We start from the raw sequence: 25,440 nt of genomic DNA on the forward strand, positions 1-25,440 counted from the left end.
ATCGCAATCCGTTTCGCTATACGCACCGAGGTGTCATGATGATTCCCGCGTGCCGTCTCGAGGACCTTCCCCGAGGCGAGGCCTACCGGCTCGACATCGACCCGCCGGTCTCGGTGTTCCACACCGACGACGGCGAGCTCTTCGCCATCGACGACACCTGCACCCACCAGGACGCGTCGCTCGCCGACGGCTGGCTGGAGGGCCGCGAGGTGGAATGCCCGCTGCACGCCTCGAAGTTCGACCTGCGGACGGGTGCGGTGGACGCCCCGCCGGCCAAGCTCCCGGTCCGGACGCACGAGGTCGTCGTCGAGGACGGCGTGATCCACGTCCTGTTGTCCACCGAGGCGCCCAACCTGCCGCCCTGCATCGCGGCGCGGCTCGCCGGTGGTCCCGCGTGAGGACCGTCGCCGTGGTCGGTGCCTCGCTGGCCGGCCTGTCGGCGGCACGCGCACTGCGCAAGCAGGGCTACGACGGCCGCCTGGTCGTCATCGGGGACGAGCTCCACCGCCCCTACGACCGGCCCCCGCTGTCCAAGGAGTTCCTGGCCGGGACCCTCGGCGAGGCCCAACTCGCCCTGGAGGGCGACGACGAGGACCTCGGGGCGCGGTGGCTGCTCGGCGTCCGCGCGGCCGGACTCGACCACGCGCGGCGGGTGGTCAGGCTCGCCGACGGACGGGAGGTCTCCGCCGACGGCGTCGTCATCGCGACCGGCGCGGCGGCCCGGACCCTCCCCGGCTCCGAGGGACTGGCCGGCGTACACACCCTGCGCACGCTGGACGACGCCCGCGCGCTGCGGGACGAACTGGCGCGCGGCGGACGGCTGGTGGTGATCGGCGGAGGGTTCATCGGAGCCGAGGTCGCCTCCACCGCGTACGCCCTCGGGCTGGACGTGACCGTCGTCGAGGCCGCCCCGACACCGCTCGCCGGACCGCTCGGCGTGACCATGGGCGCCGTCGTCTCCGCCCTCCACGCCGACCACGGCGTACGGCTGGTGTGCGGTGCCGGCGTCAAGGGGCTGAGCGGGGAGACGCGCGTCGAGGCCGTCCTGCTGGAGGACGGCCGGAGCGTCCCCGCCGACATCGTGGTCGTCGGTGTGGGCGCGCGCCCGAACGTCGAGTGGCTGGAGGGTTCCGGCATCGCCCTCGACGACGGCGTCAAGTGCGGCGCCGACGGCCGCACCAGCCTGGCCGGTGTGGTCGCGGTCGGCGACTGCGCCAACTGGTACGACCCGCGCGCGGGTTGCCATCGCCGCGTCGAGCACTGGACCGGCGCCCGGGAGCGGCCCGACGCCGCCGTCGCCGCTCTGCTGGCGGGCGGTGCCGTGCAACCGGGTGTGCCCCGGCCGCCGTACTTCTGGTCCGACCAGTACGGCGTGAGGATCCAGTTCGCCGGACACGCGGCCGGCGCGGACAGCGTGACCATCGAGGCCGGCACCGCGGACGGCCGCGATGTCCTGGCCGTCTACCGGCGGGCCGGGGACCCGGTCGCCGTGCTCGGGATGAACCAGCCCCGGCTGTTCACACGCTGGCGCAAGCAGCTCGCGGCCACCGCGTCCTGAGCACCGCCCGCATCGACGACCCTCCACGACGTTCTCCCGAGGAGTGCACCGTGACCTCGACCGGCCTGCCGGACAGTCTGATCGCCACTCTCCCCGGCTCCTCCTACACGGATCCGGGGACCTTCGCCCAGGAGCAGGAGCGCATCTTCGAGACCATGTGGTTCTGCGTGGCGCGCGCCTCCGAACTGGCGAAGCCCGGTGCCTTCCGCACCGTCGACGTGGGCCGCGAGAGCATCCTCGTCACCCGGGCGCGCGACAACACCGTCCGCGCGTACTTCAACGTGTGCCGGCACCGGGGCGCGAAGCTGTGCACGGAGGAGTCCGGCGAGGTGAAGCGGGCCTTCCAATGCCCGTACCACGCCTGGACGTACGACCTGAACGGCAAGCTCGTCGCGGCGCCCAACCTCACCAGGATGCCGGACGTGGGCCGTACCGAGTACGGCCTGGTGAGCGTGGCCGTACGGGAATGGCTCGGCTATGTGTGGGTCTGCCTCGCCGAGAACCCGCCCTCCTTCGAGGAGGACGTCATCGGTGAGGTGGTCGCCCGCCTCGGCGACGTCGAGTCGATCGAGCGGTACGGGATCGAGGACCTCCAGGTGGGCCGCCGTATCACCTACGACGTGCAGGCCAACTGGAAGCTCATCATCGAGAACTTCATGGAGTGCTACCACTGCGCCACGATCCACCCCGAACTCACCGAGGTGCTCCCGGAGTTCGCGGACGGCTACGCGGCCCAGTACTACGTCGGCCACGGCGCGGAGTTCGGCGAGGAGGTTCGGGGCTTCACCGTCGACGGCTCCGAGGGACTGGACCGTATTCCGGGGGTCGCCGACGACCAGGACCGCCGGTACTACGCGATCACGGTCAAGCCCCAGGTGTTCATCAATCTCGTGCCCGACCACGTCATCCTCCACCGGATGTATCCGGTGTCCGTGGACCGCACGGTCGTCGAGTGCGACTGGCTGTATCTGCCGCACGTGGTGGAGAGCGGCAAGGACGTGAGCCGGTCCGTGGAGCTCTTCCACCGGGTCAACCAGCAGGACTTCGACGCCTGCGAGCGTACGCAGCCCGGTATGAGTTCGCGGATGTACGCCAAGGGCGGTGTGCTGGTGCCCAGCGAGCACCACATCGGCGCCTTCCACGACTGGGTGACTGAGCGCCTGGGCATCCCCCAGCGGTGATCCCGGGGTGTTCCAGGGCTGATCCCAGGGTGTTCCAGGGGCGACTCAGCCCAGGAAGCCCATCCGGTGGCTGATCTCCTCGGCGCCCTTGACCAGCACCGGGGAGAGTTCGTGCAGCCGCCCCTCGGTGAACCGGTAGGCGGGGCCGGAGGCGCTGAGCGCGGCGATGACCGCGCCGTCCCGGTCGCGGACCGGGGCGGCCATCGCGTGCAGCCCGATCTCCAGCTCCTCCAGGGTGAAGGCGTAGCCGCGCTCCCGTGCCTCGGCGAGGTTCTTCTCGAGCTTCGTCTTGGCGGTGATGGTGTGCGGGGTGACCTTCTTCAGTCCGGCGGCGGTCAGCAGCGCGGCGCGCTCCTTGGCGGGCAGGTGAGCCAGCAGGATCTTGCCGCTGGAGGTGGCGTGCAGGGGGGTCAGCTGGCCGACCCAGTTGTGCGCGGTGACTGCTCCAGGGCCGCGCACCTGGTACAGGTTGATCGCGTAGTGCTCCTGCATGACGGCGATGTTGACGGTCTCGCCGATCTCCTCGGCGAGCCGCTCACAGACCGGGCGGCCCTGCTGGGTGATGTCGATGCGGCCGGTGACCGCGCCGGCCAGGCGGACGATGCCGAAGCCGAGCCGGTACTTGCCGCGCTCGCCGGCCTGCTCCACCAGACCGCGCGCCTCCAGGGCGCCGAGCAGCCGGAACGCGGTGGACTTGTGGACGTCGATCTCGCCCGCCACCTCGCTGACGCCCGCTTCGCCGCGCTGGGCGAGGATCTCCAGGACGCTGATGGCCCGGTCCACCGACTGCACTCCGCCGGTCTGCGGGTTTGACGTTTCCGAGTCAGGGCTGTAGTTGCTCACAGTGAAACTATACGCGCAGTAAACAACGTAACGGCAAGGAATCATGGCCCGCCGAAGTTCTTCGAAGTTGCGCGGTTCGCAACCTGGCGCGTATAGCGATACCGGCGCTAGCATGCCTCGCACATCTACGGCGCGAGCGAGACGAGGCACCATGGCTGATGTGCACTACGACTTCGTCATCGTCGGCGGCGGATCGGCCGGCAGCGCACTGGCGAACCGGCTCTCCGCCGACCCGGCCAACCGGGTCCTGGTCCTGGAGGCGGGCCGGTCGGACTACCCGTGGGACGTCTTCATCCACATGCCCGCCGCGCTGACCTACCCGATCGGCAGCCGCTTCTACGACTGGAAGTACGAGTCCGAGCCCGAGCCCCACATGGGCGGCCGGCGCGTCTACCACGCCCGCGGCAAGGTGCTGGGCGGCTCCAGCAGCATCAACGGCATGATCTTCCAGCGCGGCAACCCCATGGACTACGAGCGCTGGGCCGCCGACCCGGGCATGGAGACCTGGGACTACGCGCACTGTCTGCCGTACTTCCGGCGCATGGAGAACTGTCTGGCGGCCGATCCGGACGACGAGTTCCGCGGCCACGACGGCCCCCTCGTCCTCGAACGCGGCCCCGCGACCAACCCCCTCTTCGGCGCCTTCCTCAAGGCCACCGAGGAAGCGGGCTACGCGCCCACCGACGACGTCAACGGCTACCGGCAGGAAGGCTTCGCCAAGTTCGACCGCAACGTCCATCGCGGACGCCGGCTCTCGGCCTCCAAGGCCTACCTCAAGCCCGCGATGAAGCGCCCGAACCTCACCGTCAGGACCCGCGCCCTCGTCACCCGCGTCCTGTTCGAGGGCAAGCGAGCCGTCGGCGTCGAGTACCAGCGCGGCCGGGGCGCTCGCCGGCGGGTCCGCGCCCGGGAGGTCATCCTGTGCGGCGGTGCCATCAACTCCCCGCAGCTGCTGCAGCTCTCCGGCGTCGGCAACGCCGAGGAACTGCGCGCCCTCGGCATCGACGTCGTCCACGACCTGCCGGGCGTCGGCGAGAACATGCAGGACCACCTGGAGGTCTACGTCCAGTACGCGTGCACCCAACCCGTCTCGATGCAGCCGTACATGGCGAAGTGGCGGGCCCCCCTCATCGGGTTGCAGTGGCTCTTCCGCAAGGGCCCGGCCGCGACGAACCACTTCGAGGCGGGCGGGTTCGCGCGCAGCAACGAGGACGTCGACTACCCCAACCTGATGTTCCACTTCCTGCCGGTCGCGGTGCGCTACGACGGCTCCTCGCCCGCCGGCGGGCACGGCTACCAGGTGCACGTGGGGCCCATGTACTCCGACGCCCTCGGCTCGGTGAAGATCAAGAGCAAGGACCCGCGCGAACATCCGGCGCTGCGCTTCAACTACCTCTCCACCGAGCAGGACCGCCGGGAGTGGGTCGAGGCCATCCGGGTCGCTCGCAAGCTCCTCAACCAGCCGGCGCTCGCCCCCTACAACGGCGGCGAGGTCTCGCCCGGCCCGCGGGTGGAGACGGACGAGGAGATCCTCGCCTGGGTCGCGAAGGAGGGCGAGACCGCTCTGCATCCGTCCTGCACCTGCAAGATGGGCACCGACGAGATGGCCGTCGTCGACCCGTCGAGCATGCGGGTGCACGGCGTGGAGGGTTTGCGGGTGGTGGACGCGTCGGTGATGCCGTACGTCACCAACGGCAACATCTACGCCCCGGTCATGATGGTCGCGGAGAAGGCCGCCGACCTGATCCTCGGCAAGGAGCCGCTCGCGCCGTCGAAGGCCGCGTACTACCGCCACCGTGACGTCCGGGCGCGGGCGGAGCAGTAGTTGGCGGCCACCGGGCTCCGCGCGCTGCTGAACAGCGTCCGCTACGAGGTGCTGCCCGCGCGGGCGACCGAGGACAAGGTCCTCGCCCATGTCCCGCGCGACGTCGTGGTCACCGTGACGGCGTCACCGGTCAAGGGTCTGGAGCCGACCCTGGACCTCGCCGCGCGCCTCGCCGGGCACGGTTACCGGGTCGTCCCGCACGTCCCGGCACGGCTGCTGCGCGACGACCGGCACCTGAAGGAGGTCGCGGGACGGCTGCGGGAGGCGGGCGTGGACGACGTGTTCGTCCCCGCCGGGGACGCCGACCCGCCCGCCGGGGTCTACGACGGGGCGCTGCCGGTGCTGCGCGGGCTGAGCGAGCTGGGCAGCCCCTTCGCCCGCGTCGGCGTCACCGGCTATCCCGAGAGCCATCCGCTCATCCACGACGACGTCACCGTCCAGGCGATGTGGGACAAGCGCGAGCACGCCACGTACCTCGTGAGCAACCTGTGCTTCGACCCGCGGGTGCTGGGGGAGTGGATCGCTCGTATACGACGCCGGGGCGTCACGCTGCCTTTGTACGTCGGTGTCGCCGGGCCCGTGCGGCGGACGAAGCTGCTGGCCGTGGCGACGAAGATCGGCGTGGGGGAGTCGACGCGCTTTCTGACCCGGCACGCCTCGTGGTTCGCGCGGTTCGCGGCACCCGGAGGGTATGACCCCGAGCGGCTCCTGAACCGCACGCGGGCGGCTCTGACGGCACCCTCGGCGGGGGTCGCGGGGCTGCACGTGTTTACGTTCAACCAGGTCGCCGAGACCGAGCGGTGGCGCCGCGCGCTGCTCGACCGGCTGGGCGGCTGAGCAGGGGAGTTCGCCGGTGCGGGCGAGGAGAAGGGCGGGACCCGTGGTCCCGCACCCTTCGTGCGTCAGCTCATTCGCGCGTGCGCTCAGTCGTGCGTGCGCTCAGCGGAAGACCACCGTGCGGTTGCCGTCCACCATCACCCGGCTCTCGCTGTGCCACTTCACCGCGTGCGCGAGCACCTGGGCCTCCACGTCCCGGCCGACCGTGACCAGGTCGCCGGGGTCGAGCGAGTGGTCCACCCGGATCACGTCCTGCTCGATGATCTGGCCCTCGTCCAGGTCCGGCGTCACGTAGTGCGCCGTCGCGCCGACGAGCTTCACTCCGCGCCGGTAGGCCTGGTCGTAGGGGCGGGCACCCTTGAAGCTGGGGAGGAAGGAGTGGTGGATGTTGATGGCGCGGCCCTCCAACTGCTTGCACAGGTCGTCGGAGAGGACCTGCATGTAGCGGGCCAGTACCACGAGGTCGATGTCCAGCTCGCGCACCAGCTCCAGCAGCCGCGCCTCGGCCTCGGGCTTGGTGTCCCTGGTCACCGGGATGTGATGGAAGGGGATGCCGTAGCTCTCCGCGAGGCCCTCGAAGTCCCGGTGGTTGGAGACGATCGCGGGGATCTCGATGTTGAGGGCGCCGGTGCGCCAGCGGAAGAGCAGGTCGTTCAGGCAGTGGCCGAACCGGGAGACCATGATGAGGGTGCGGGTCGGCGTGGCGGCCTCGCTCAGGGCCCAGGAGATGCCGTAGGCCTGGGCCACGGGGCCGAACCGGTGGCGCAGGCCTTCCAGTTCGGTCTCCGGGTCGGAGACGTCGAAGTGGACCCGCATGAAGAAGCGGTCCTGAAGTCGGTCGTCGAACTGCCGGCTTTCCAGGATGTTTCCGGAGTTCCTGACGAGAAAGCCGCTCACGGCGTGCACCAGTCCCGCGCTGTCGGGACAGGAGAGGGTCAGGACGTACTCACGGCCGGGCTGGGGTCGGGGGGACATGTGCGGCCTCCGTCGGTGCGTAATGCACAACATGGTGAGCGATACGCAACATGGTCGGCTCGGTGCCGTGCGCGGTCAAGGGTGGATGGCCAACGGCACGCATCGCGAAATCGTCATCGGTCAACCTCTTGACGTCGGTCGGTCCATTCGACACTGTGTTCCACCACAAGCAATCAGGTGCACGATGCGCAACGAATTTCCATGGAAAGGCTCGTCGCGTGGCAGACCTGTATGTGGCTGGCGAATGGCGGGATCCGGTCGCCGGCGGACACCGGGACATCCGCTGTCCCGCCGACGGCACCCTCGCGGCGACCGTCTCGGAGGCGACCCGCCCCGACACCGAGGCCGCGATCGCCGCCGCCCGCCGCGCCTTCGACGCCGGACACTGGCCGGACACCCCCGAGCGTGAGCGCGGCGCGCTGCTGCTGCGCACCGCCGACCTCCTCGAGCGCGACGCCAAGGAGTTCGCCCGCGCCGAGTCCCTGGACACCGGCAAGCGGCTGGTGGAGAGCGAGTACGACATCGCCGACGTCGTCTCCTGCTTCCGCTACTACGGCGGCCTCGCCGGCACCGACGCCGGACGCGTGATCGACACCGGCCGCGAGGACGCCGTGAGCCGCGTGGTCTACGAGCCGGTCGGGGTGTGCGGGCTCATCACGCCTTGGAACTATCCGCTTTTGCAGGCCAGTTGGAAGGTCGCCCCGGCCCTCCTCGCGGGCAACACGATCGTCCTGAAGCCCAGTGAGCTCACCCCCTCCACCTCCGTCCTGCTGATGAAGGCCCTTGAAGAGGCCGGGCTCCCGGCCGGCGTAGCGAACCTCGTCCTGGGCGCCGGGCCCGAGGCGGGCGCGCCGCTCGCCGAGCACCCGGCCGTGGACATGGTCTCCTTCACCGGCGGTGTGGAGACCGGCAAGCGGATCATGGCCACCGCCGCCGCGACCGTGAAGAAGGTCGCGCTGGAACTCGGCGGCAAGAACCCCAACGTCGTGTTCGCCGACGCCGATTTCGACACGGCCGTCGACTTCGCCCTCACGGCCGTGTTCCTGCACTCGGGCCAGGTCTGCTCGGCCGGGGCCCGGCTCATCGTCCAGGACTCCCTGCGACCGCTTCGTCGACGAGGTCGTCCGCCGGGCCCGGCGGATCCGGCTCGGCGGCCCCTTCGACCCCGACGCCGAGACCGGGGCGCTGATCTCCGCGCAGCACCTGGCCAAGGTCGAGGCGTACGTCGCCGCCGGGCTCGCCGAAGGAGCCGTACTGCGCTGCGGCGGCGCCCGGCCCGGCGAACAGGCGCTCGCGGACGGCCACTTCTACCTGCCCACCGTGCTCGACGAGTGCCGGCAGGACATGCGCGTGGTGCACGAGGAGTCCTTCGGGCCCGTGCTCACCGTGGAGCGCTTCACCGACGAGGACGACGCCGTGCGCATCGCCAACGACACCGAGTACGGACTCGCCGGAGCCGTCTGGACGCAGGACTCCGGCAGGGCCCAGCGGGTCGCCCGGCGGCTGCGCCACGGCACGGTGTGGATCAACGACTACCACCCCTATGTGCCGCAAGCGGAATGGGGTGGCTTCGGGCACTCGGGCGTGGGCCGGGAGCTGGGACCGACCGGCCTGAACGAGTACCGCGAGCCCAAGCACGTCTGGCAGAACATCCGACCCCGGCCGCAGCACTGGTTCCGCGGCTGAACGCCGAAAGAAGGTCGAACGTGACCACACAGACCGAGGTGCCGCAGCGGCGCGGCACGCCCAAGGAACCGGGTTCCACCCCGGTCGTCTCCGTGCGCAGGCTGTGGAAGGTGTTCGGGCCGAAGGCCGACCAGGTGCCGGGCTCCGAGGAGTTGTGCGGACTCACCCGGCGCGAGCTCATGGACCGCACCGGCTGCACCGCCGCCGTACGCGACGTCCACTTCGACGTCTCGCCCGGCGAGGTCTTCGTCGTCATGGGCCTGTCCGGCTCGGGCAAGTCCACGCTGGTGCGCTGTCTGACCCGGCTGATCGAACCCACCGCCGGCGAGGTCGTCTTCGAGGGCGAGGACATCCGCCAGGCCGACGACAAGCGGCTGCGCGAGCTGCGCCGCCACAAGTTCTCCATGGTCTTCCAGCACTTCGGTCTGCTGCCCCACCGCCGCGTCGTCGACAACGTGGCGTTCGGTCTGGAGATCCGCGGCACCGGCCGGGCCGAGCGCGTCAAGCGGGCCCAGGAGGTGGTCGAACTGGTGGGTCTCGCGGGCTACGAGAACTCCTATCCGGACCAGTTGTCCGGTGGCATGCAGCAACGCGTGGGCCTCGCCCGCGCGTTGGCGGGCAATCCCGACGTGCTCTTCTTCGACGAGCCGTTCTCGGCGCTCGACCCGCTGATCCGCCGGGACATGCAGAACGAGGTCATCCGGCTGCACCACGAGGTCGGCAAGACGATGGTGTTCATCACCCACGACCTCTCCGAGGCGCTCAAGCTCGGCGACCGCATCCTCATCATGCGCGACGGCAGGACGGTCCAGTGCGGCACCGGCGACGAACTCGTAGGCGCCCCGGCCGACGACTACGTCCGCGAGTTCGTCAAGGACGTGCCGCGCGGCGACGTGCTCACCCTGCGCTGGATCATGCGGCCGGTCGCCGACGGCGACGCCCTGGACGGACCCGAGCTGGGCCCGGACGTCGTGGTGAAGGAGGCCACGCGGGCCGTCCTCGCGGCCGACAAGCCGGTCAAGGTCGTCGAGGACGGCAAGCTGCTCGGCATCGTCGGCGACGAGGAGATCCTCGCGGTGGTCGCCGGACAGGCAGGCGGCGCCTGATGACCGTCGCCGTGGAGAAACCGGAACGGACACGGGAGGCCGAACCGGCGGCGCCCGTGGAAGAGACGCGCAAGATCAGCAGGTCCATGCTGGTCGGCGCGGTCCTGGTCGTCTGGCTGGTGCTGTTCGCCGTCCTGCGCGGCAAGCAGACCCTCGCCCTCGCGGCGGCCGACCTGACCGATCTGCACCGGTGGTTCAACGACGTCAACGACTCGATCGGCGCCAACCGCAACTCCAACCCGCTCTTCCTGTACTTCTTCAACGAGATCCGCCTGGCCATCGACACCCTGGTGACCTTCGTCCAGGAGCTCATCTCACAACCCTCCGCCGACCGGCCCGTGCCGCGGATCGGCTGGCTCGGTGTCGTCGGCATCGCCGGCTATGTCTCCTGGGCCGTGGGCAACTGGCGGGTCGCGCTGCTGGCGGTGGCCGGGTTCACCTTCCTGGGCCTGCAGGGCCTGTGGCAGGAGAGCATGGACACCCTGGCGCTCACCGTCTCGGCCGTCTTCGTGGCACTGCTCTTCGCGATCCCGCTCGGCGTGTGGGCGGGGCTGTCCGACCGGTTCAACCGGATCGTCACGCCCTTCCTCGACTTCATGCAGACGATGCCGACCTTCGTCTACCTGGCCCCGTTGACCCTGTTCTTCCTCATCGGCCCGGCCTCCGCCACCATCGCGACCGTGATCTACGCGGCACCTCCCGCGATCCGCATCACCGCGCACGCCATCCGTTCCGTGCCGGCGACGACGGTGGAGGCGGCCGACTCCCTCGGCGCGACCCCACGGCAGGCCCTGCAGAAGGTCCTGCTGCCGATGTCCAAGCGGACCGTGGTGCTGGGCGTGAACCAGACCATCATGGCCGCCCTGGCCATGGTGACGATCGCCGCCCTGATCGACGCGCCCGGCCTCGGCAAGACCGTCATGCAGGCCCTGGAGTCGCTCGACGTCGGCACGGCCTTCAACGCCGGTCTCGCCATCGTCGTCCTGGCCATCGTGCTGGACCGGGTCACCACCGCGGCGAGCACCCGCGAGGAGGCCGCCCGGCGTTCATGGAACCGCCTCTCGACCTGGCGGCGCCCCCTGCTGGGCGCGGGCGCGGCGGTCATGGCGGTGCTGGTCTACCTGTCCCACACCTATGTGTGGGCGGCGGAGTTCCCCGGCGACGGCGACACCGGCAGGGCCATCTCCAGCGGCGCGGACACCGTGACCACCTGGGCGCAGGACAACCTCTCGGGCCTCACCAACGCCTTCCGCGACGCCCTCACCAACGGGCTGCTCAACCCGTTCCAGACCCTGCTCACCGACTCACCCTGGTGGCTCGTCGGCGCGGCGCTGATCGCGCTCGGCGTCGTCCTCGGCGGCCTGCGCGCGGGCATCACCACCACGGTGTGCGTGGGCCTGCTCGTCGCCACCGGGGTGTGGTCGGACAGCATGACGACCCTCGCGTCGACCGTCGTCGCCACGGTGCTCGTGATGGTGCTCGGCGTCGTCTTCGGCGTGTGGATGGGGCGCAGCGCGCTGGTGGACCGGCTGCTGCGGCCGAGCCTCGACGCGGCCCAGGTCATGCCGCCCTTCGTCTATCTCGTGCCGTTCCTCGCGCTGTTCGGCGCGACCCGCTTCACGGCGATCGTCGCCGCCGTCGTCTACGCGGCCCCCGTCGCCGTGAAGATCATCGCGGACGGCATCCGGAACGTGCCCGCCACCACCGTGGAGGCGGCCACCGCCGCCGGGTGCAACACCTGGCAGATCATCATTAAGGTCCAACTGCCCATGGCCCGCGGCGCCCTGGCCCTCGCGACCAACCAGGGCCTGATCTACGTGCTGGCGATGGTCGTGGTGGGCGGCCTGGTGGGAGCGGGCGCCCTCGGCTACGACGTCGTGGCCGGCTTCTCACAGGGGCAGTTGTTCGGGAAGGGGCTCGCCGCGGGGCTCGCCATCGTCCTTCTCGGCGTCATGTTCGACCGGATCACTCAGGCAGCGGCGCGCCGCGTCGGCGCATAAGGAGCACCACACCATGGCAGGACACTGGCGAGCCGGCGCGGCCGGCCTGGCGATACTGGGCCTCACCCTCACGGCCTGCGGCGGTGCGAAGGTCGGTGACGAAAGCGCCGGCGGCTCCGGTGAATCGGGCAAGTGCGGCACCTTCAACCTCGCGGTCAACCCGTGGGTGGGCTACGAGGCCAACGCGGCCGTCATCGCGTACGTCGCGGAGCACGACCTGGGCTGCGAGGTCACCAAGAAGGACCTGAAGGAGGAGATCGCCTGGCAGGGCTTCGGGACGGGCGAGGTCGACGCCGTCGTCGAGAACTGGGGCCACGACGACCTGAAGAAGAAGTACATCACCAACCAGAAGACCGCCGTCGACGCGGGCCCCACCGGCAACGAAGGTCTCATCGGCTGGTACGTGCCGCCGTGGCTGGCCAAGGAGCACCCGGACATCCTCGACTGGAAGAACCTCGACAAGTACGCGGCCGAGTTCAAGACGTCCGAGTCCGGCGGCAAGGGCCAACTCCTCGACGGGGACCCCTCGTTCTTCACCAACGACGAGTCGCTGGTGAAGAACCTGAAGCTGGACTACAAGGTCGTCTACGCGGGCAGCGAGACCGCCCTCATCCAGGCCTTCCGCAAGGCGGAGAAGGACAAGGAATGGGTGATCGGCTACTTCTACGAGCCGCAGTGGTTCATGTCCGAGGTGCCGCTGCAGAAGGTCAGGCTGCCCGAGTACGAGGAGGGCTGCGACGCCGACCCCGAGAAGGTCAACTGCGACTACCCCGTGTACAAGCTGGACAAGATCGTCAGCGCGAAGTTCGCCAAGTCCGGCAGCCCCGCCTATGACCTGGTCAAGAACTTCACCTGGACCAACGACGACCAGAACGCCGTGGCCAAGTACATCGCCGTGGACCGGATGACCCCCGAAGCGGCGGCCGAGAAGTGGGTCGAGGCCAACCGCGACAAGGTGGAGGCCTGGATCAAGTAAGTACTCGCCGGGTGCCCGGTGGGCGGTGCGCGGTGACGCGTACCGCCCACCGGGCATCGCTGTTTTCCGGGGCGTTGTCCGCCGTTGCCCGACGTCACCGGACCTCTTGACACCCCTCCGCGGCGGCAGGCACATTGAGTTGCGCAACCTGAATCACGTTGCGCACGAAGCAACTCAACCGGAGGTGCGGCGATGGCGGGACCCCGAGTGGTCATCATCGGAGCGGGAGTCGTCGGCGCGGCGCTCGCGGACGAGATCTCCGCACGCGGCTGGACCGAAGTGACCGTGGTCGACCAGGGCCCGCTCCCCGCCACCGGGGGTTCGTCGTCGCACGCCCCCGGCCTGGTCTTCCAGACCAACTCCTCCAAGACGATGACCGAACTGGCCCGCTACACCGTCGAGAAGCTCTGCTCCCTCGACGTCGACGGCAAGCCCTGCTTCCTCCAGGTCGGCGGCCTGGAAGTGGCGACCACCCCGGAGCGGCTCGCGGAACTGCACCGCCGGCACGGCTGGATCACCGCCTGGGGCGTCGAGGCACGGATCCTGAGCGCCGACGAGTGCGTCGAGCAGCACCCGCTCGTCAACCGCGACAGGGTCCTCGGCGGCCTCCTCGTCCCGACCGACGGCCTCGCCAAGGCCGTCCTCGCCGTCGAGGCCCAGATCCGCCGGGCCACCGAGCGCGGTGTGACCTTCCTGGCCCGCCACGAGGTGCTGGACATCCTCCGGGCCGACGGCGAGGTCACCGGCGTCCGCACCGACCGGGGCGACCTCGAAGCCGACATCGTCGTGTGCTGCGCCGGCATCTGGGGCCCGAGGATCGCCCGCATGGTCGGCATGAACCTCCCGCTGACCCCGCTGGCCCATCAACTCGCCTGGACCGGACCGATTCCGGCGCTCGCCGGCCAGACCGAGGAGGCGGTCCGCCCGATCCTGCGCCACCAGGACGCGGACCTCTACTACCGCGACCGCTTCGACGGCATCGGCATCGGCTCCTACGGCCACCGCCCGATGCCGGTCTCCGCCGACGACATCCTCTCCGTGGCCGAGGCCGACGAGATGCCGTCCGTCCTGCAGTTCACCGAGGAGGACTTCGAGGACGCCTGGACCGAGACCCGGTCCCTGCTACCGGCGACCCGCGAGGCGAAGGTCGAGGAGGGCATCAACGGCCTGTTCTCCTTCACCACCGACAACTTCCCGCTGCTCGGCGAGTCGCGGGAGGTCAAGGGCTTCTGGGTCGCCGAAGCCGTCTGGGTCACCCACTCCGCCGGCGTCGGCCGCGCCATGGCCGAGTGGCTGGTCGACGGCCACTGCTCGTCCTTCGACCTGCACGAGTGCGACGTCAACCGCTTCGAGCCGCACCAGCTCGCCCCGGAGTACGTCCTCGCCCGCGACTGCCAGAACTTCGTCGAGGTCTACGACATCCTGCATCCGCTGCAGCCGTCGGGGGATCCGCGCCCGATCCGCACCAGCCCCTTCCACGCGCGCCAGCAGGAGCTGGGCGCCTTCTTCCTGGAGGCGAACGGCTGGGAGCGCCCCCACTGGTACGAGGCCAACGCCGAGCTGGTGGAAGGCCGTACCGTCCCCACCCCCAACGACTGGGCCGCGCGGTTCTGGTCGCCCGTCGTCGGCGCCGAGGCGCAGGCCACCCGTGAGACCGTCGCGATGTACGACATGACGGCCCTCAAGCGCCTGGAGGTGAGCGGCCCCGGCGCCGCCGACCTCCTGGAGCGCCTGTGCACGGGCAAGGTCGCCAAGTCCGTCGGCTCGGTGACGTACACCCTGCTCCTCGACCACGACGGCGGCATCCGCAGCGACATCACCGTCGCCCGCCTGGCCCGCAACCTCTTCCAGGTCGGCGCCAACGGCAACCTCGACCTCGACTGGTTCACCCGCCACCTCCCCGCCGACGGCACCGTCCAGGTCCGTGACATCACGCCGGGCACCTGCTGCGTCGGCCTGTGGGGCCCGCTCGCCCGCAAGGTCCTCCAGCCCCTGACGGACGAGGACTTCTCCGACGAGGGCCTGAAGTACTTCCGCGCCAAGCGCGCCCACGTCGGCAGCGTCCCGGTGACGGCGATGCGGCTGTCGTACGTCGGCGAACTCGGCTGGGAGCTCTACACCACCGCCGACCAGGGCCTGAAACTGTGGGACACCCTGTGGCGGGCGGCGCGGCCCCTCGGCGGCGTCGTCGCGGGCCGCGGCGCCTTCAACAGCCTGCGCCTGGAGAAGGGTTACCGCTCCTTCGGCACCGACATGACCTTCGAGCACGACGCCTACGAGGCCGGCGTCGGCTTCGCCGTCAAGCTCGACAAGGGCGACTTCATCGGCAAGGCGGCGCTGGAGCGCCGCAAGGCCGACGTCCGGCGCAGGCTGACCTGCCTGACCATCGACGACCCGCGCTCGGTCGTCATGGGCAAGGAGCCCGTGTACGACGGCGACCGCCCGGTCGGCTACGTCACGAGCGCCGCGTACGGCTACACGATCGGCAAGGGCATCGCGTACGCCTGGCTCCCGACGGAACTCACCACCCCCGGCACGGCCCTGCGGATCGGCTACTTCGACCAGTACGTCGAGGCGGTCGTGGCCGAGGAGCCCCTGTTCGACCCGACGATGTCCCGCCTCCGTGGCTGACCGGGGGAAGACCAGGCCCTGGTCTGCCCGGCGAGGTGGGCCCCATGACCCGGGCGATGCTGCCGGCCGACGTCGTCGAGGCCGCCGAGAGGAACGCGACCACCGTATGAACGCGCTGAACGGAGACGCCCGATGAGCCCCCGCACCCCCGGCGCCGACCTCCCCGAGCACCCCGAGCGGCTGTGGCGGAACCCGGAGCCCGCGCGGTCCTACGACGTGGTGATCGTCGGAGGCGGCGGACACGGCCTGGCCACCGCACACTACCTGGCCAGGAACCACGGCATCACCAACGTCGCCGTGCTGGAGAAGGGCTGGCTCGCGGGCGGCAACATGGCCCGCAACACCACGATCATCCGCTCCAACTACCTGTGGGACGAGAGCGCCGGCATCTACGAGCACGCGCTCAAGCTGTGGGAGGGCCTGGCCGAGGAACTGGACTACCCGATCCTGTTCTCCCAGCGAGGCGTGCTGAATCTGGCCCACAGCCTCCAGGACGTCCGCGACAGCGTGCGACGGGTGGAGGCCAACCGTCTCAACGGCGTGGACGCGGAGTGGCTCGACGCGGACGGCGTCAAGGACGTCTGCCCGATCGTCAACACCTCGCAGGACGTGCGTTATCCGGTCCTGGGCGCCACCTACCAGCCGCGCGCCGGCATCGCCAAGCACGACCACGTGGCCTGGGGCCTGGCGCGCTCGGCGGACGCGGCGGGCGTCGACATCATCCAGAACTGCGAGGTCACGGGTCTGGACGTGGCCGGTGGCCGGGTGGTCGGAGTCCGGACCGACCGAGGCCCCATCGCGGCGGGCAAGGTGGCGCTCTGCTCGGCGGGCCACACCTCGGTGCTGGCGGCGATGGCCGGCATCGAACTCCCGCTCCAGAGCCACCCGTTGCAGGCCCTGGTCTCGGAGCTGTTGGAACCGGTCCACCCCACGGTCGTCATGTCCAACGCGGTCCACGTGTACGTCAGCCAGGCCCACAAAGGGGAGTTGGTGATGGGCGCGGGCATCGACGCGTACAACTCCTACACGCAGCGCGGCGCCTTCCACATCATCGAAGAGCAGATGTCGGCGGCCCTGGAGCTCTTCCCGGTCTTCGCCCGCGCGCACGTGCTGCGCACCTGGGGCGGCATCGTGGACGTCAGCCCCGACGCGTCACCGATCGTCGGCCTCACTCCGGTGGACAACCTCTACCTCAACTGCGGCTGGGGAACGGGCGGTTTCAAGGCGACCCCGGGCGTGGGCTGGGTCTACGCCCACACGATCGCCCACGACGCCCCGCACCCGCTGAACGCCCCCTTCTCGCTCGACCGTTTCACCACCGGCGCGCTCGTCGACGAGCACGGCGCGGCCGCGGTGGCCCACTAGGACCACTGGACGCTTTGGGAGCCGATCCATGCTGCTCATCCCCTGCCCGTGGTGCGGGCCCCGCGACGAGGCTGAGTTCCACTACGGCGGCCAGGCCCACGTGCCCTACCCGCAGGACCCGGCGTCCCTCTCCGACGAGGACTGGGCCCGCTACCTGTTCTTCCGCGACAACCCGAGGGGCCCCTTCGCCGAACGCTGGAGCCACGCGTCGGGCTGCCGCCGCTGGTTCAACGCGGTACGGGACACGTCGACGAACGAACTCCTGGCGGTCTACCGCCCGGGCGAACAGCGCCCGGCACCGGCCGAGCCGAGGGCATGGGCGCCGGCCCTTCCGGAACTTCCGCGTCTCTCAGCCCGTCCGGCGTGTGTGGTCGAGGGGGCGGAGCCCCTTCAGGACGGGACGGGTAGGGGCGGCGGGGGCGAGAACCAGCCGTTCCGCCACCCGACCCGCGGCCGAATCAACCGCCACACCCCCCTCACCTTCACCTTCGACGGCACCCGATACCAGGGCTACCAGGGAGACACCCTCGCCTCCGCCCTCCTCGCCAACGGCGTCATCCGGACGGGCACCAGCATCAAACTGGGCCGCCCCCGCGGCATCTTCTCGGCCGGCGCCGAAGAACCCAACGCGGTCATCCAGATCGAGGAACCCTTCCCCGAGCCGATGCTCCCGGCCACGACCGTCGAGCTCTACGACGGCCTGGTCGCCACCGGCCTCCCCGGCCAGGGCCGCCTCGCCACCACCCCCGACCCCGCCCGGTACGACGCCGTACACGCCCACTGCGACCTGCTGATCGTCGGAGCAGGCCCGGCCGGCCTCGCGGCGGCGGCCGCGGCGGCGAACAGCGGCGCCCGAGTCATCCTCGCCGACGACCAGCCGGAACCGGGCGGCAGCCTCCTCGGGACGGCCGAACACCTCGACTGGGTGAGGGAGACGACGGAGCGGCTGGCCAAAGCCCCCGAGGTCCGCGTCCTGCCCCGCACCACCGTCTTCGGCTACTACGACGACAACCACCTCCTCGCCGTCGAACGCCGCACCAACCACCTCGGCGCCGACGCCCCCGACACGGTCTCCCGCGAACGCGTCCACCGCATCCGCGCCCGCCGCGTCGTCCTCGCCACCGGCGCCCACGAGCGCTCACTGGCCTTCCCGGACAACGACCGTCCCGGAGTGATGCTCGCCGCCTCGGCCCGCGCCCACGTCAACCGCCATGGCGCCCTGCCCGGCCGCCGGGCGGTGATCTTCACCACGAACGACAGCGCCTACGAGGCGGCGCTCGACCTCGCCTCGGCAGGCCTGGCCGTCGAGGCGATCGTCGACGTCCGCCCCGCACCGGGGGAGTGGGCCGAGCGCGCGAGGGCGGCCGGCATCGAGGTGCTGGCCGGCCACGCCGTCACCGGCACGGAGGGCGAGGCCCGCCTCACCGCCGTCACCGTCGCGCCGTACGGGGAGACCGCGGGGCAGCGGCGGTTCGCCGCCGACCTGCTGCTGGTCTCCGGCGGCTGGAACCCGGTGGCGCACCTGTTCAGCCAGTCGGGCGGCAGGCTCCGCCACGACGACACCCTCGGCTCCTTCGTCCCGGACACCTGCCGGCAGGCGGTCGAGGTGGCGGGCAGCGCGAGCGGTGCCTTCGACCTGGCCACCGTCCTGGCGCAGGGCGCGGCGGCCGGAGCCCGAGCCGTGGAGGCCGAGGGCTACCCGTCCGAGTCGCCCCGCCTCCCGGAACCGCCCGCGCGGCCGCGACAGACGCCCCCGACGCACGTGTACGTCGTCCCGGGGGGCACCGCCGACGCCCCCCGTTTCGTCGACCTCCAACGCGACGTCACCGTCGACGACCTGGCCCGCGCGACCGGCGCCGGCCTGCGCTCGGTCGAACACACCAAGCGCTACACGACGGCCGGCACCGCCAACGACCAGGGCAAGACGTCCGGTGTCCTGGCCGGCGGAGTCGTCGCCGAGCTGCTCGGCGTGGACATCTCGGCGCTGGGTACGACCACGTTCCGCCCGCCGTACACGCCGGTCTCCTTCGCCGCCCTCGCGGGCCGCGACCGGGGCGCACTGAGCGACCCGGTCCGTACGACCGCCCTCCACGCGTGGCATGTCACGCACGGCGCCCTGTTCGAGAACGTCGGCCAGTGGAAGCGCCCTTGGTACTACCCCCGGGACGGCGAGGACAGGGAGACCGCCGTGCTGCGCGAGTGCGCCGCCACCCGCGAGAGCGTGGGCTTCATGGACGCCTCCACCCTCGGCAAGATCGACGTCCAGGGCCCGGACGCCGGTGCCTTCCTCGACCGGCTCTACACCAACATGATCAGCACCCTGAAGGTCGGCATGATCCGCTACGGCGTCATGTGCCGCGCCGACGGCATGGTCTTCGACGACGGCACGGTCATCCGCATCGCCCAGGACCGCTTCCTGGTCACCACGACGACCGGCAACGCCGCCGCCGTACTGGACTGGATGGAGGAGTGGCTGCAGACCGAGTGGCCGGAGCTGAAGGTGCACTGCACCTCCGTGACCGAGCAGTGGGCCACGGTCGCCCTGGTCGGCCCGAAGTCCCGCGCGGTCCTCGGCTCACTCGCGCCCGAACTGGCCGTGTCCAACGCGGACTTCCCGTTCATGGCCTGGCGGGAGACGACCGTCGCGGGCATCGCGGCCCGGGTCTGCCGGATCAGCTTCTCCGGCGAACTCGCCTACGAGATCAACGTGTCGCCGTGGCAGGCGCTCGCCCTGTGGGAGGCGGTGCACGAGGCCGGCGCCCCGTACGGCATCACCCCGTACGGCACGGAGACCATGCACGTCCTGCGGGCCGAGAAGGGCTACCCGATCATCGGCCAGGACACCGACGGCACGGTCACCCCCCAGGATCTCGGGATGAGTTGGGCGGTGTCGAAGAAGAAGCCGGACTTCATCGGCAAGCGGTCGCACCTCCGCGCCGACACCTCCCGCCCCGACCGCAAGCACCTCGTCGGCCTGCTCCCCGAGGACCCGGGCACGCTGCTCCCGGAGGGCACCCAGCTGGTCGCCGAGCGCGAACTGCCCGCCCCGCCCGTCCCGATGCTCGGCCATGTCACCTCCAGCTACCGCAGCGCGGCCCTCGGCCGGACCTTCGCGCTCGCCCTGATCAAGGGCGGCCGGGACCGCATCGGCGAACGGCTGTACGCCCCCGTCGGCGACCACCTGGTGCCGGTGACCGTCGCCGGCCCTGTCCTCCACGACCCCGAGGGAGCACCCGCCGCGATGGCTGACACCGCACTCACCAGCCCCCTGTCGCACGCCGCCGGCCGCCTGGCCGCCGCCACCCGCGGCTCCGGAGGCGCGATCCGGCTGGCCGAACTCCCCTTCCTGACCCAGCTCGACGTGCGCCTCGACGCCAAGGGAGCCGCGGCGGAAGCCGTAGGCCTCGCCCTGGACCTGCAACTGCCGCTCCAGCCGAACACCGTGGTCCGCGCGGGCGGGCTCACCGCGCTGTGGCTCGGCCCGGACGAGTGGCTGCTCGTGGCGCCGCCGGGCAGCGAGCGGGAGCTGGAGGAGCGGATCCGGGGAGCCGCGGGTGACGCGCCGGTCTCCGTCACCGACGTCTCCGCGCAGCGCACCACGCTCCTCGTCTCGGGCCCCCGCGCCCGCGACCTGCTGGCCCACGGCTGCCGGCTCGACCTGCACCCCCGCGCCTTCGGCCCCGGCCGCTGCGCCCAGTCGACACTGGGCCGCACCCAGGTCGTCGTGGTCGCGCGGGACGAGCCCAGGGCCGGGTTCTGGATCCTGGTCCGCTCGTCGTTCGCCGGCTACCTGACGGACTGGCTCCTCGACGCGGCGACGGAGTACGTCTGAGTGACCGTCCCACGGACGCCGCTGGACATCGACGTGTGGCGTCAGCCAACCCTGCCCGGAGCCGGTACGAGGAGAGCCCGAATGACCCTCCTCAACACTTCCGGTGACCGGCCCCTGATGGGTCGCATCGACCTCATGAGGCCCGCGGCGGCACCCTGGCGGTCGGTGATCGGGTCGCGTAGCGTGCGTCACCGGCTTCGGCGGCCCGGGTGCGGGGTGCCGGCGAGGGAGAGGGGACGCCGATGGGCGGTGCTGATCGTCCGGCTCGGCCGGAGGGCGGTGGGCCCGGCCTCGGCAGACGGCGGTTCCTCGGGTTCGTGCTGGCCGCCCCGACCCTGGTGGCCGCTGCCGAACTCGGGTCCGCCGGGCGGGCCGTGGCGGACGGCATACCCTCGCCCGAACTCACCGAACTGGTCGATCTGAACGACGTGATGAGCGCGGCCGCGCTGCCGACCTCGAACCTGATCAGGGTGGAGGTCCATGCGGACGGCACCGTGTCGTTCGCGTTGCCGCGGGCCGAGGTCGGGCAGGGCATCACCACCTCCACGGCCATGCTGATCGCCGAGGAGATGGACGTACCGCTGGAGCGGGTGCGGGTCACCCTCGCCGACGCGCGGCCCGAGTTGGTGTTCAACCAGCTCACCGGTGCCTCCAACACGACCGTCTCGACCTACACCCCGGTCCGGGTCGCGGCCGCCGTCGCCCGCGGACGCCTGTTGCGGGCCGCTGCGGTCGAACTCGGCGCGGTGGTCACCGATCTGACCCTGAAGGCCGGTGTCATCACCGACCTCGCAGGCCAGAGCATCGGGATCGGCGAACTCGCCGAGAAGGCCGCGAGCAGCCACTCGCAACAGGTCGCCGTCGAGCTCAAGCCGCCTGAGCGGTTCTCCGTCATCGGCACGCCTCGCGGCCGTGTCGACGCCCTCGCGGCGGTCACCGGACGCAAGAAGTTCGCCATGGACCTCGACATCCCCGACGCCATGCCGACCATGGTGTGCCGTGCGCCGACGATCAACGGCAAGGTCGGATCCGTGGCCAACCTCGACGAGGTCCGCGCCCTGCCGGGCGTCACCGACGCCGTCGTGATCTCCACCGGTGTGGCGGTACGGGCCCGGACTTTCGGGCAGTGCATCGACGCCGTACGCGCCCTGCGGGTGTCGTGGCGGCCCGGTACCGCGGAGGGCAAGTCCGACGCGACCGTGCTGGAGGAGCTGAAGGCAGCCGAACTGCCGCTCGGGCTGCCGCCGTTGACGCCGAGCGTGGAGGGAAGGTTCACCTTCCACTTCCGTGGCAACAGCGCGCTCGAACCCAATTGCGCGACAGCCGACGTACGTTCCGACCGGGCCGAGATCTGGGCGTCCCTGAAGTCGCCCATCGTCGCCCAGCAGACCATCGCCGCCAAGCTGGGGCTGCCGCCCGGCGCGGTCACCGTGCATGTCGCGGAAGGCGGTGGCTCGTTCGGACGCAAGCTCTTCTTCGACGCCGCGCTGGAAGCCGCCGAGATCTCCCGGAAGATCGGCAAACCGGTCAAGCTCATGTGGCATCGCGCCGACGACGCCCGTCAGGGCCGCACCCACCCCATGGCCACCTCACGGGTCCGTGTCGACTACCTCGGCGACACCGTCCTCGGCTACAGGCAGCGGCACACGAGCGTGGCCACCGACCTGGGGCACGGGCTCGGCGAGGTGTTCACGGCTCTGGCGGCGCGGCTGCCGGTGGGGGACATCGGCTTCTCCGAGACCTTCTTCCAGCTGTCGCAGTCGATGCCGTACGACTTCGGTGTGCACAGCCGCCTCCTGAGCGAGACGGACAAGGGCTTCAACACCGGCAGCATGCGCAATGTGTACTCGCCCGACGCCACCTGCGCCCGCGAACTCGTCGTGGACCGCCTGGCGTCGAGAATGGGCAAGGACCCCTACCGCTTCCGGCGGGACTTCCTGCGCGACGAGCGTGCCCGGGCGGTGCTGGAGAAGGTCGCCGAGGCCGGGAACTGGGGCCGGGACATGCCCGACGGGACCGCACAGGGCATCGCCTTCCACTCCGAGTACCACTCGGTGAGCGCGGCGCTGATGGAGATCGACTGCCGGCCCGGGACCGTGAACCGGCCCGTGCGCGACGGGGTGACCGGACCCCGCGTCACCAAGGCCGTGTTCGCCGTGGACGTCGGGCTCGCCGTCAACCCCCGCGGTCTGGAGGCGCAGATGATGGGCTGCGTCATGGACGGCATCGCGCTGGCCCTGACGTCCAGTCTGCACCTGCGGGACGGCCACTTCCTGGAAGCGAGCTGGGACAACTACTTCTACACCCGGCAGTGGAACACCCCGCCCGAACTGGAGATCATCGTCATGCCGACCACCACCGGGGAACCGGGCGGCGCGGGGGAGCTGGGCGTGGCGGCTTCCATGGCGGCGGTGGCCTGCGCCTACGGCCGTGCCACCGGCACGATGCCCACCACCTTCCCGATCAACCACGGCACGCTCTCCTTCACCCCGAAGCCCACCGTCCCGCCCGTCCCGCCGTCCCCCACCGACGGCCTGGACCACGCCCGCTGACCGTTCAGGACTTCCGGATGTCCGGTCTCGCGGACTCCCGGACGAGGAGTAGCCATGCCCGAGCACACATTCCGCCTCAACGGTGAGCAGGTGACCGTCGACGTCGCCGACGACGAACGCCTGTTGTGGGTCCTGCGGGACATCCTGGGCGTCACCGGGCCCAAGTACGGCTGCGGCATCAACGTGTGCAAGGCGTGCACCAGCCACCTCAACGGCAAGGCGGTCAACCCCTGCGCGATCCCGGTGGGGAAGCTGGAGCCGACGGACGAGGTCACCACGATCGAGGGCCTGGCGGACACCGTCGGCGCCGACCTCCACCCGATGCAGCAGGCCTGGCTCGGCCAGGACGTGGCGCAGTGCGGGTACTGCCAGCCCGGCCAGATCATGGCGGCCGTGGCCCTCGTCCGTCGGGTGGCGGAGGAGGGCCGCGAGATCACCGACGCCGACCTGGACGCCATCCGCAACGTCTGCCGATGCGGCACGTACTTCCGCATCCGCGAGGCGATCAGGGCGGGCGCCGAGATGATGTGAGGGCGCCGCGTGTCCGGTCACCGCAGGGCCGCCCGGATCTGCTGGAGGAGCGCCGGGTAGTCCTCGCCGTACGTGACCACCGCCGCGAACACCGCGTCCAGGGCGGCCCGGAGCGGGTCGGGTTCGGCGGCGCCGGGAATCGCGGGGAGCGCCATGTGAGGCTGGGACATGCGCAAGGAGGCGTCCGGCGCTCCGTGGGTGACCAGCAGCCCGGCCGAGGCCCCTCGGACGCGGCCCGTCGAGGGCTGCGCCGCGGGTGACGTCACGATGGCGGCCGCGGGTCCCACGATCGCCTGCGCCGGGCTCTCGTGCTCGGGCCGGAAAGGGGGCCGCTCGGGTGGGACGGCCCGGCCCACGGTCCCGTCGGGCGCGGCGGGGTCGTCGGTAAGGGCCTGCCACATGCGGTCCCAGTCGTCGAAGGGCGGCGGCAGCGGGCGCCCTTCGTCCAGGGCGGTCAGGCCCGCGGCGACCCAGTCGAGTGCGGCGAGACCGGCCGCCTCGCAGGCACGGCGGGCCGCCAGCACGGCCACCGCGCGCTGGGTGTCGGGTCCTGCCGCGTCGAGGGCGTGGACGAGGGCCGGATCGAACTCCAGGAGACCGCGCACGTTGCCCCGGACGCTGCGCAGGGTGTCGCTCGGAAGCCGGCCGCCCCACTCCCACCGCTCGTGGGCGAGCCGGCGCTCCCGGTCCTGCCGTTCCTGAGCCTCACGGGCCAGGCGCTCGGCTTCGGCGCGTTCCGCGGGCGTGGGAGGCGGCGGCTGCTCGCGGGCGTAGTCGTGCCAGTAAGCGGCGATCCCGGAGGTCTGCTTCACGACGCGGTCCGGGGCGGGCGTGCCGGGCCAGAACTGCAGGAGGTAGGAGTCCTGTTGGGGTTCCTCGTCGAGCCGTGTGTCGAGTTCGTTCCCGGCGTCCATGCCCCTGGCGCAGTAGCGCACGCGGTAGTCGATCTCCTCCAGGTCCAGCTCCCAGGAGTCCTCGCCGCCCCACTCCACGAGCGAGGCGCTGTCCGAGGCGGGCCGGAAGGACACCTCCACGACGTCCTCCCACGCCGGGTCCAACCGCGGTTCCTCGTCATGGACCTCGACGGTGAAGCCGACGCTTCCCGTGTGCAGCCCGGTCAGCAGGAACAGGGCACCCGGTACGGCCGCCCCGCACAGCCCGGCCCGCTGCCCGGCGAACGAGTCCGCGAGATCCGTGCCGCAGGCGTCCGGATCGCTCTCGACGTAGATCTGCCCGTAGTGGACATGCACTTCCCCCTCGACCGGCCTGCGCACCACAACCCCCTCGCCTCTCCCGCCCCCTGAACCGGGCGATCACCAGGAGACTACGGCGAGGCACTGACAACGAGGGCCGCCCCGGGCCTGCGAGTGTCAACAATTTCGTCGACTGTCTTGTCGTCACCTGAGCCTTGGGGCTACGTTCCTCGCTGTACCGCCGCGGCTCCTTCCCTCGACGATCGAACGGAGACAGAGCATGCCCACGCTCTTGAGATGGTGTCGGTGGAAAACCCGGCCTTTCCTGACGGTTCTCGCCGTCTGCCTC

At 71.0% G+C, this 25,440-nt stretch carries 16 protein-coding genes and 2 pseudogenes; 15 read left to right on the forward strand and 3 right to left on the reverse strand.

Annotation, left to right across the window (positions count from 1 at the left end):
• The first annotated feature begins 35 nt into the window (after window positions 1-35).
• The 3 genes from AC068Z_RS17885 to AC068Z_RS17895 are packed head-to-tail and all read left to right on the forward strand — an operon-like array spanning window position 36 to window position 2,739.
• Window positions 36-398, forward strand: a complete 363-nt coding sequence (locus AC068Z_RS17885; RefSeq protein ID WP_478556217.1) for a bifunctional 3-phenylpropionate/cinnamic acid dioxygenase ferredoxin subunit — start codon at window positions 36-38, stop codon at window positions 396-398.
• Complete coding sequence (locus tag AC068Z_RS17890) at window positions 395-1,558, forward strand: NAD(P)/FAD-dependent oxidoreductase (protein ID WP_478556219.1); 1,164 nt, start codon at window positions 395-397, stop codon at window positions 1,556-1,558. Before AC068Z_RS17885 ends, AC068Z_RS17890 begins: the two co-directional genes overlap by 4 nt.
• Window positions 1,559-1,608: 50 nt before the next feature.
• Window positions 1,609-2,739, forward strand: a complete 1,131-nt coding sequence (locus tag AC068Z_RS17895) for an aromatic ring-hydroxylating oxygenase subunit alpha (protein ID WP_478556221.1) — start codon at window positions 1,609-1,611, stop codon at window positions 2,737-2,739.
• A gap of 45 nt (window positions 2,740-2,784) precedes the next feature.
• Here AC068Z_RS17895 and AC068Z_RS17900 read toward each other — a convergent pair whose 3' ends face one another.
• A complete protein-coding gene (locus AC068Z_RS17900) occupies window positions 2,785-3,531 on the reverse strand; it encodes an IclR family transcriptional regulator (RefSeq protein WP_478556360.1) in 747 nt (248 codons plus the stop codon).
• Between the two features lie 202 nt (window positions 3,532-3,733).
• Between AC068Z_RS17900 and betA the strand changes: the two genes are divergently transcribed.
• Complete coding sequence (gene betA / locus AC068Z_RS17905) at window positions 3,734-5,407, forward strand: choline dehydrogenase (protein ID WP_478556223.1); 1,674 nt, start codon at window positions 3,734-3,736, stop codon at window positions 5,405-5,407.
• Complete coding sequence (locus tag AC068Z_RS17910) at window positions 5,408-6,244, forward strand: methylenetetrahydrofolate reductase (RefSeq protein WP_478556225.1); 837 nt, start codon at window positions 5,408-5,410, stop codon at window positions 6,242-6,244. It begins immediately after the preceding gene.
• Window positions 6,245-6,346: 102 nt separating this feature from the next.
• Here the strand turns inward: AC068Z_RS17910 and purU are convergent, their stop codons facing one another.
• On the reverse strand, window positions 6,347-7,219 hold the full coding sequence (gene purU / locus AC068Z_RS17915; RefSeq protein WP_478556227.1) for a formyltetrahydrofolate deformylase: 873 nt from the start codon (window positions 7,217-7,219) through the stop codon (window positions 6,347-6,349).
• A 218-nt stretch (window positions 7,220-7,437) separates the two neighbouring features.
• Here purU and AC068Z_RS17920 point away from each other — a divergent pair.
• The 10 genes and pseudogenes from AC068Z_RS17920 (at window position 7,438) to AC068Z_RS17965 (ending at window position 23,898) form a co-directional block, all read left to right on the forward strand.
• Window positions 7,438-8,905: pseudogene (locus AC068Z_RS17920) on the forward strand (aldehyde dehydrogenase family protein).
• A 20-nt stretch (window positions 8,906-8,925) separates the two neighbouring features.
• Window positions 8,926-10,011: a quaternary amine ABC transporter ATP-binding protein gene (locus AC068Z_RS17925; RefSeq protein WP_478556229.1), complete on the forward strand. Its 1,086-nt coding sequence runs from the start codon at window positions 8,926-8,928 to the stop codon at window positions 10,009-10,011.
• Between the two features lie 473 nt (window positions 10,012-10,484).
• The gene (locus tag AC068Z_RS17930; RefSeq protein ID WP_478556362.1) at window positions 10,485-12,011 is read left to right on the forward strand and encodes an ABC transporter permease; all 1,527 of its coding nucleotides are present in this window, start codon (window positions 10,485-10,487) and stop codon (window positions 12,009-12,011) included.
• A gap of 13 nt (window positions 12,012-12,024) precedes the next feature.
• The gene (locus AC068Z_RS17935) at window positions 12,025-12,987 is read left to right on the forward strand and encodes an ABC transporter substrate-binding protein (protein ID WP_478556231.1); all 963 of its coding nucleotides are present in this window, start codon (window positions 12,025-12,027) and stop codon (window positions 12,985-12,987) included.
• A 192-nt stretch (window positions 12,988-13,179) separates the two neighbouring features.
• Window positions 13,180-15,618: a GcvT family protein gene (locus tag AC068Z_RS17940; protein WP_478556233.1), complete on the forward strand. Its 2,439-nt coding sequence runs from the start codon at window positions 13,180-13,182 to the stop codon at window positions 15,616-15,618.
• Window positions 15,619-15,750: 132 nt separating this feature from the next.
• On the forward strand, window positions 15,751-16,983 hold the full coding sequence (locus AC068Z_RS17945) for a sarcosine oxidase subunit beta family protein (protein WP_478556235.1): 1,233 nt from the start codon (window positions 15,751-15,753) through the stop codon (window positions 16,981-16,983).
• 28 nt (window positions 16,984-17,011) lie between these two features.
• Window positions 17,012-20,232 (forward strand): annotated as a pseudogene (locus AC068Z_RS17950) (sarcosine oxidase subunit delta family protein).
• Window positions 20,225-20,815, forward strand: coding sequence for a sarcosine oxidase subunit gamma (locus AC068Z_RS17955; protein ID WP_478556237.1), 591 nt, complete (start codon window positions 20,225-20,227; stop codon window positions 20,813-20,815). Before AC068Z_RS17950 ends, AC068Z_RS17955 begins: the two are co-directional and overlap by 8 nt.
• A gap of 242 nt (window positions 20,816-21,057) precedes the next feature.
• Window positions 21,058-23,367, forward strand: coding sequence for a molybdopterin cofactor-binding domain-containing protein (locus AC068Z_RS17960; RefSeq protein ID WP_478556239.1), 2,310 nt, complete (start codon window positions 21,058-21,060; stop codon window positions 23,365-23,367).
• A gap of 54 nt (window positions 23,368-23,421) precedes the next feature.
• Window positions 23,422-23,898, forward strand: coding sequence for a (2Fe-2S)-binding protein (locus AC068Z_RS17965; protein WP_478556241.1), 477 nt, complete (start codon window positions 23,422-23,424; stop codon window positions 23,896-23,898).
• Between the two features lie 17 nt (window positions 23,899-23,915).
• Here the strand turns inward: AC068Z_RS17965 and AC068Z_RS17970 are convergent, their stop codons facing one another.
• A complete protein-coding gene (locus AC068Z_RS17970) occupies window positions 23,916-25,172 on the reverse strand; it encodes a hypothetical protein (protein ID WP_478556243.1) in 1,257 nt (418 codons plus the stop codon).
• Window positions 25,173-25,440: the final 268 nt, after the last annotated feature.

It is taken from the genome of Streptomyces sp. NPDC043726 (genome assembly GCF_056436565.1).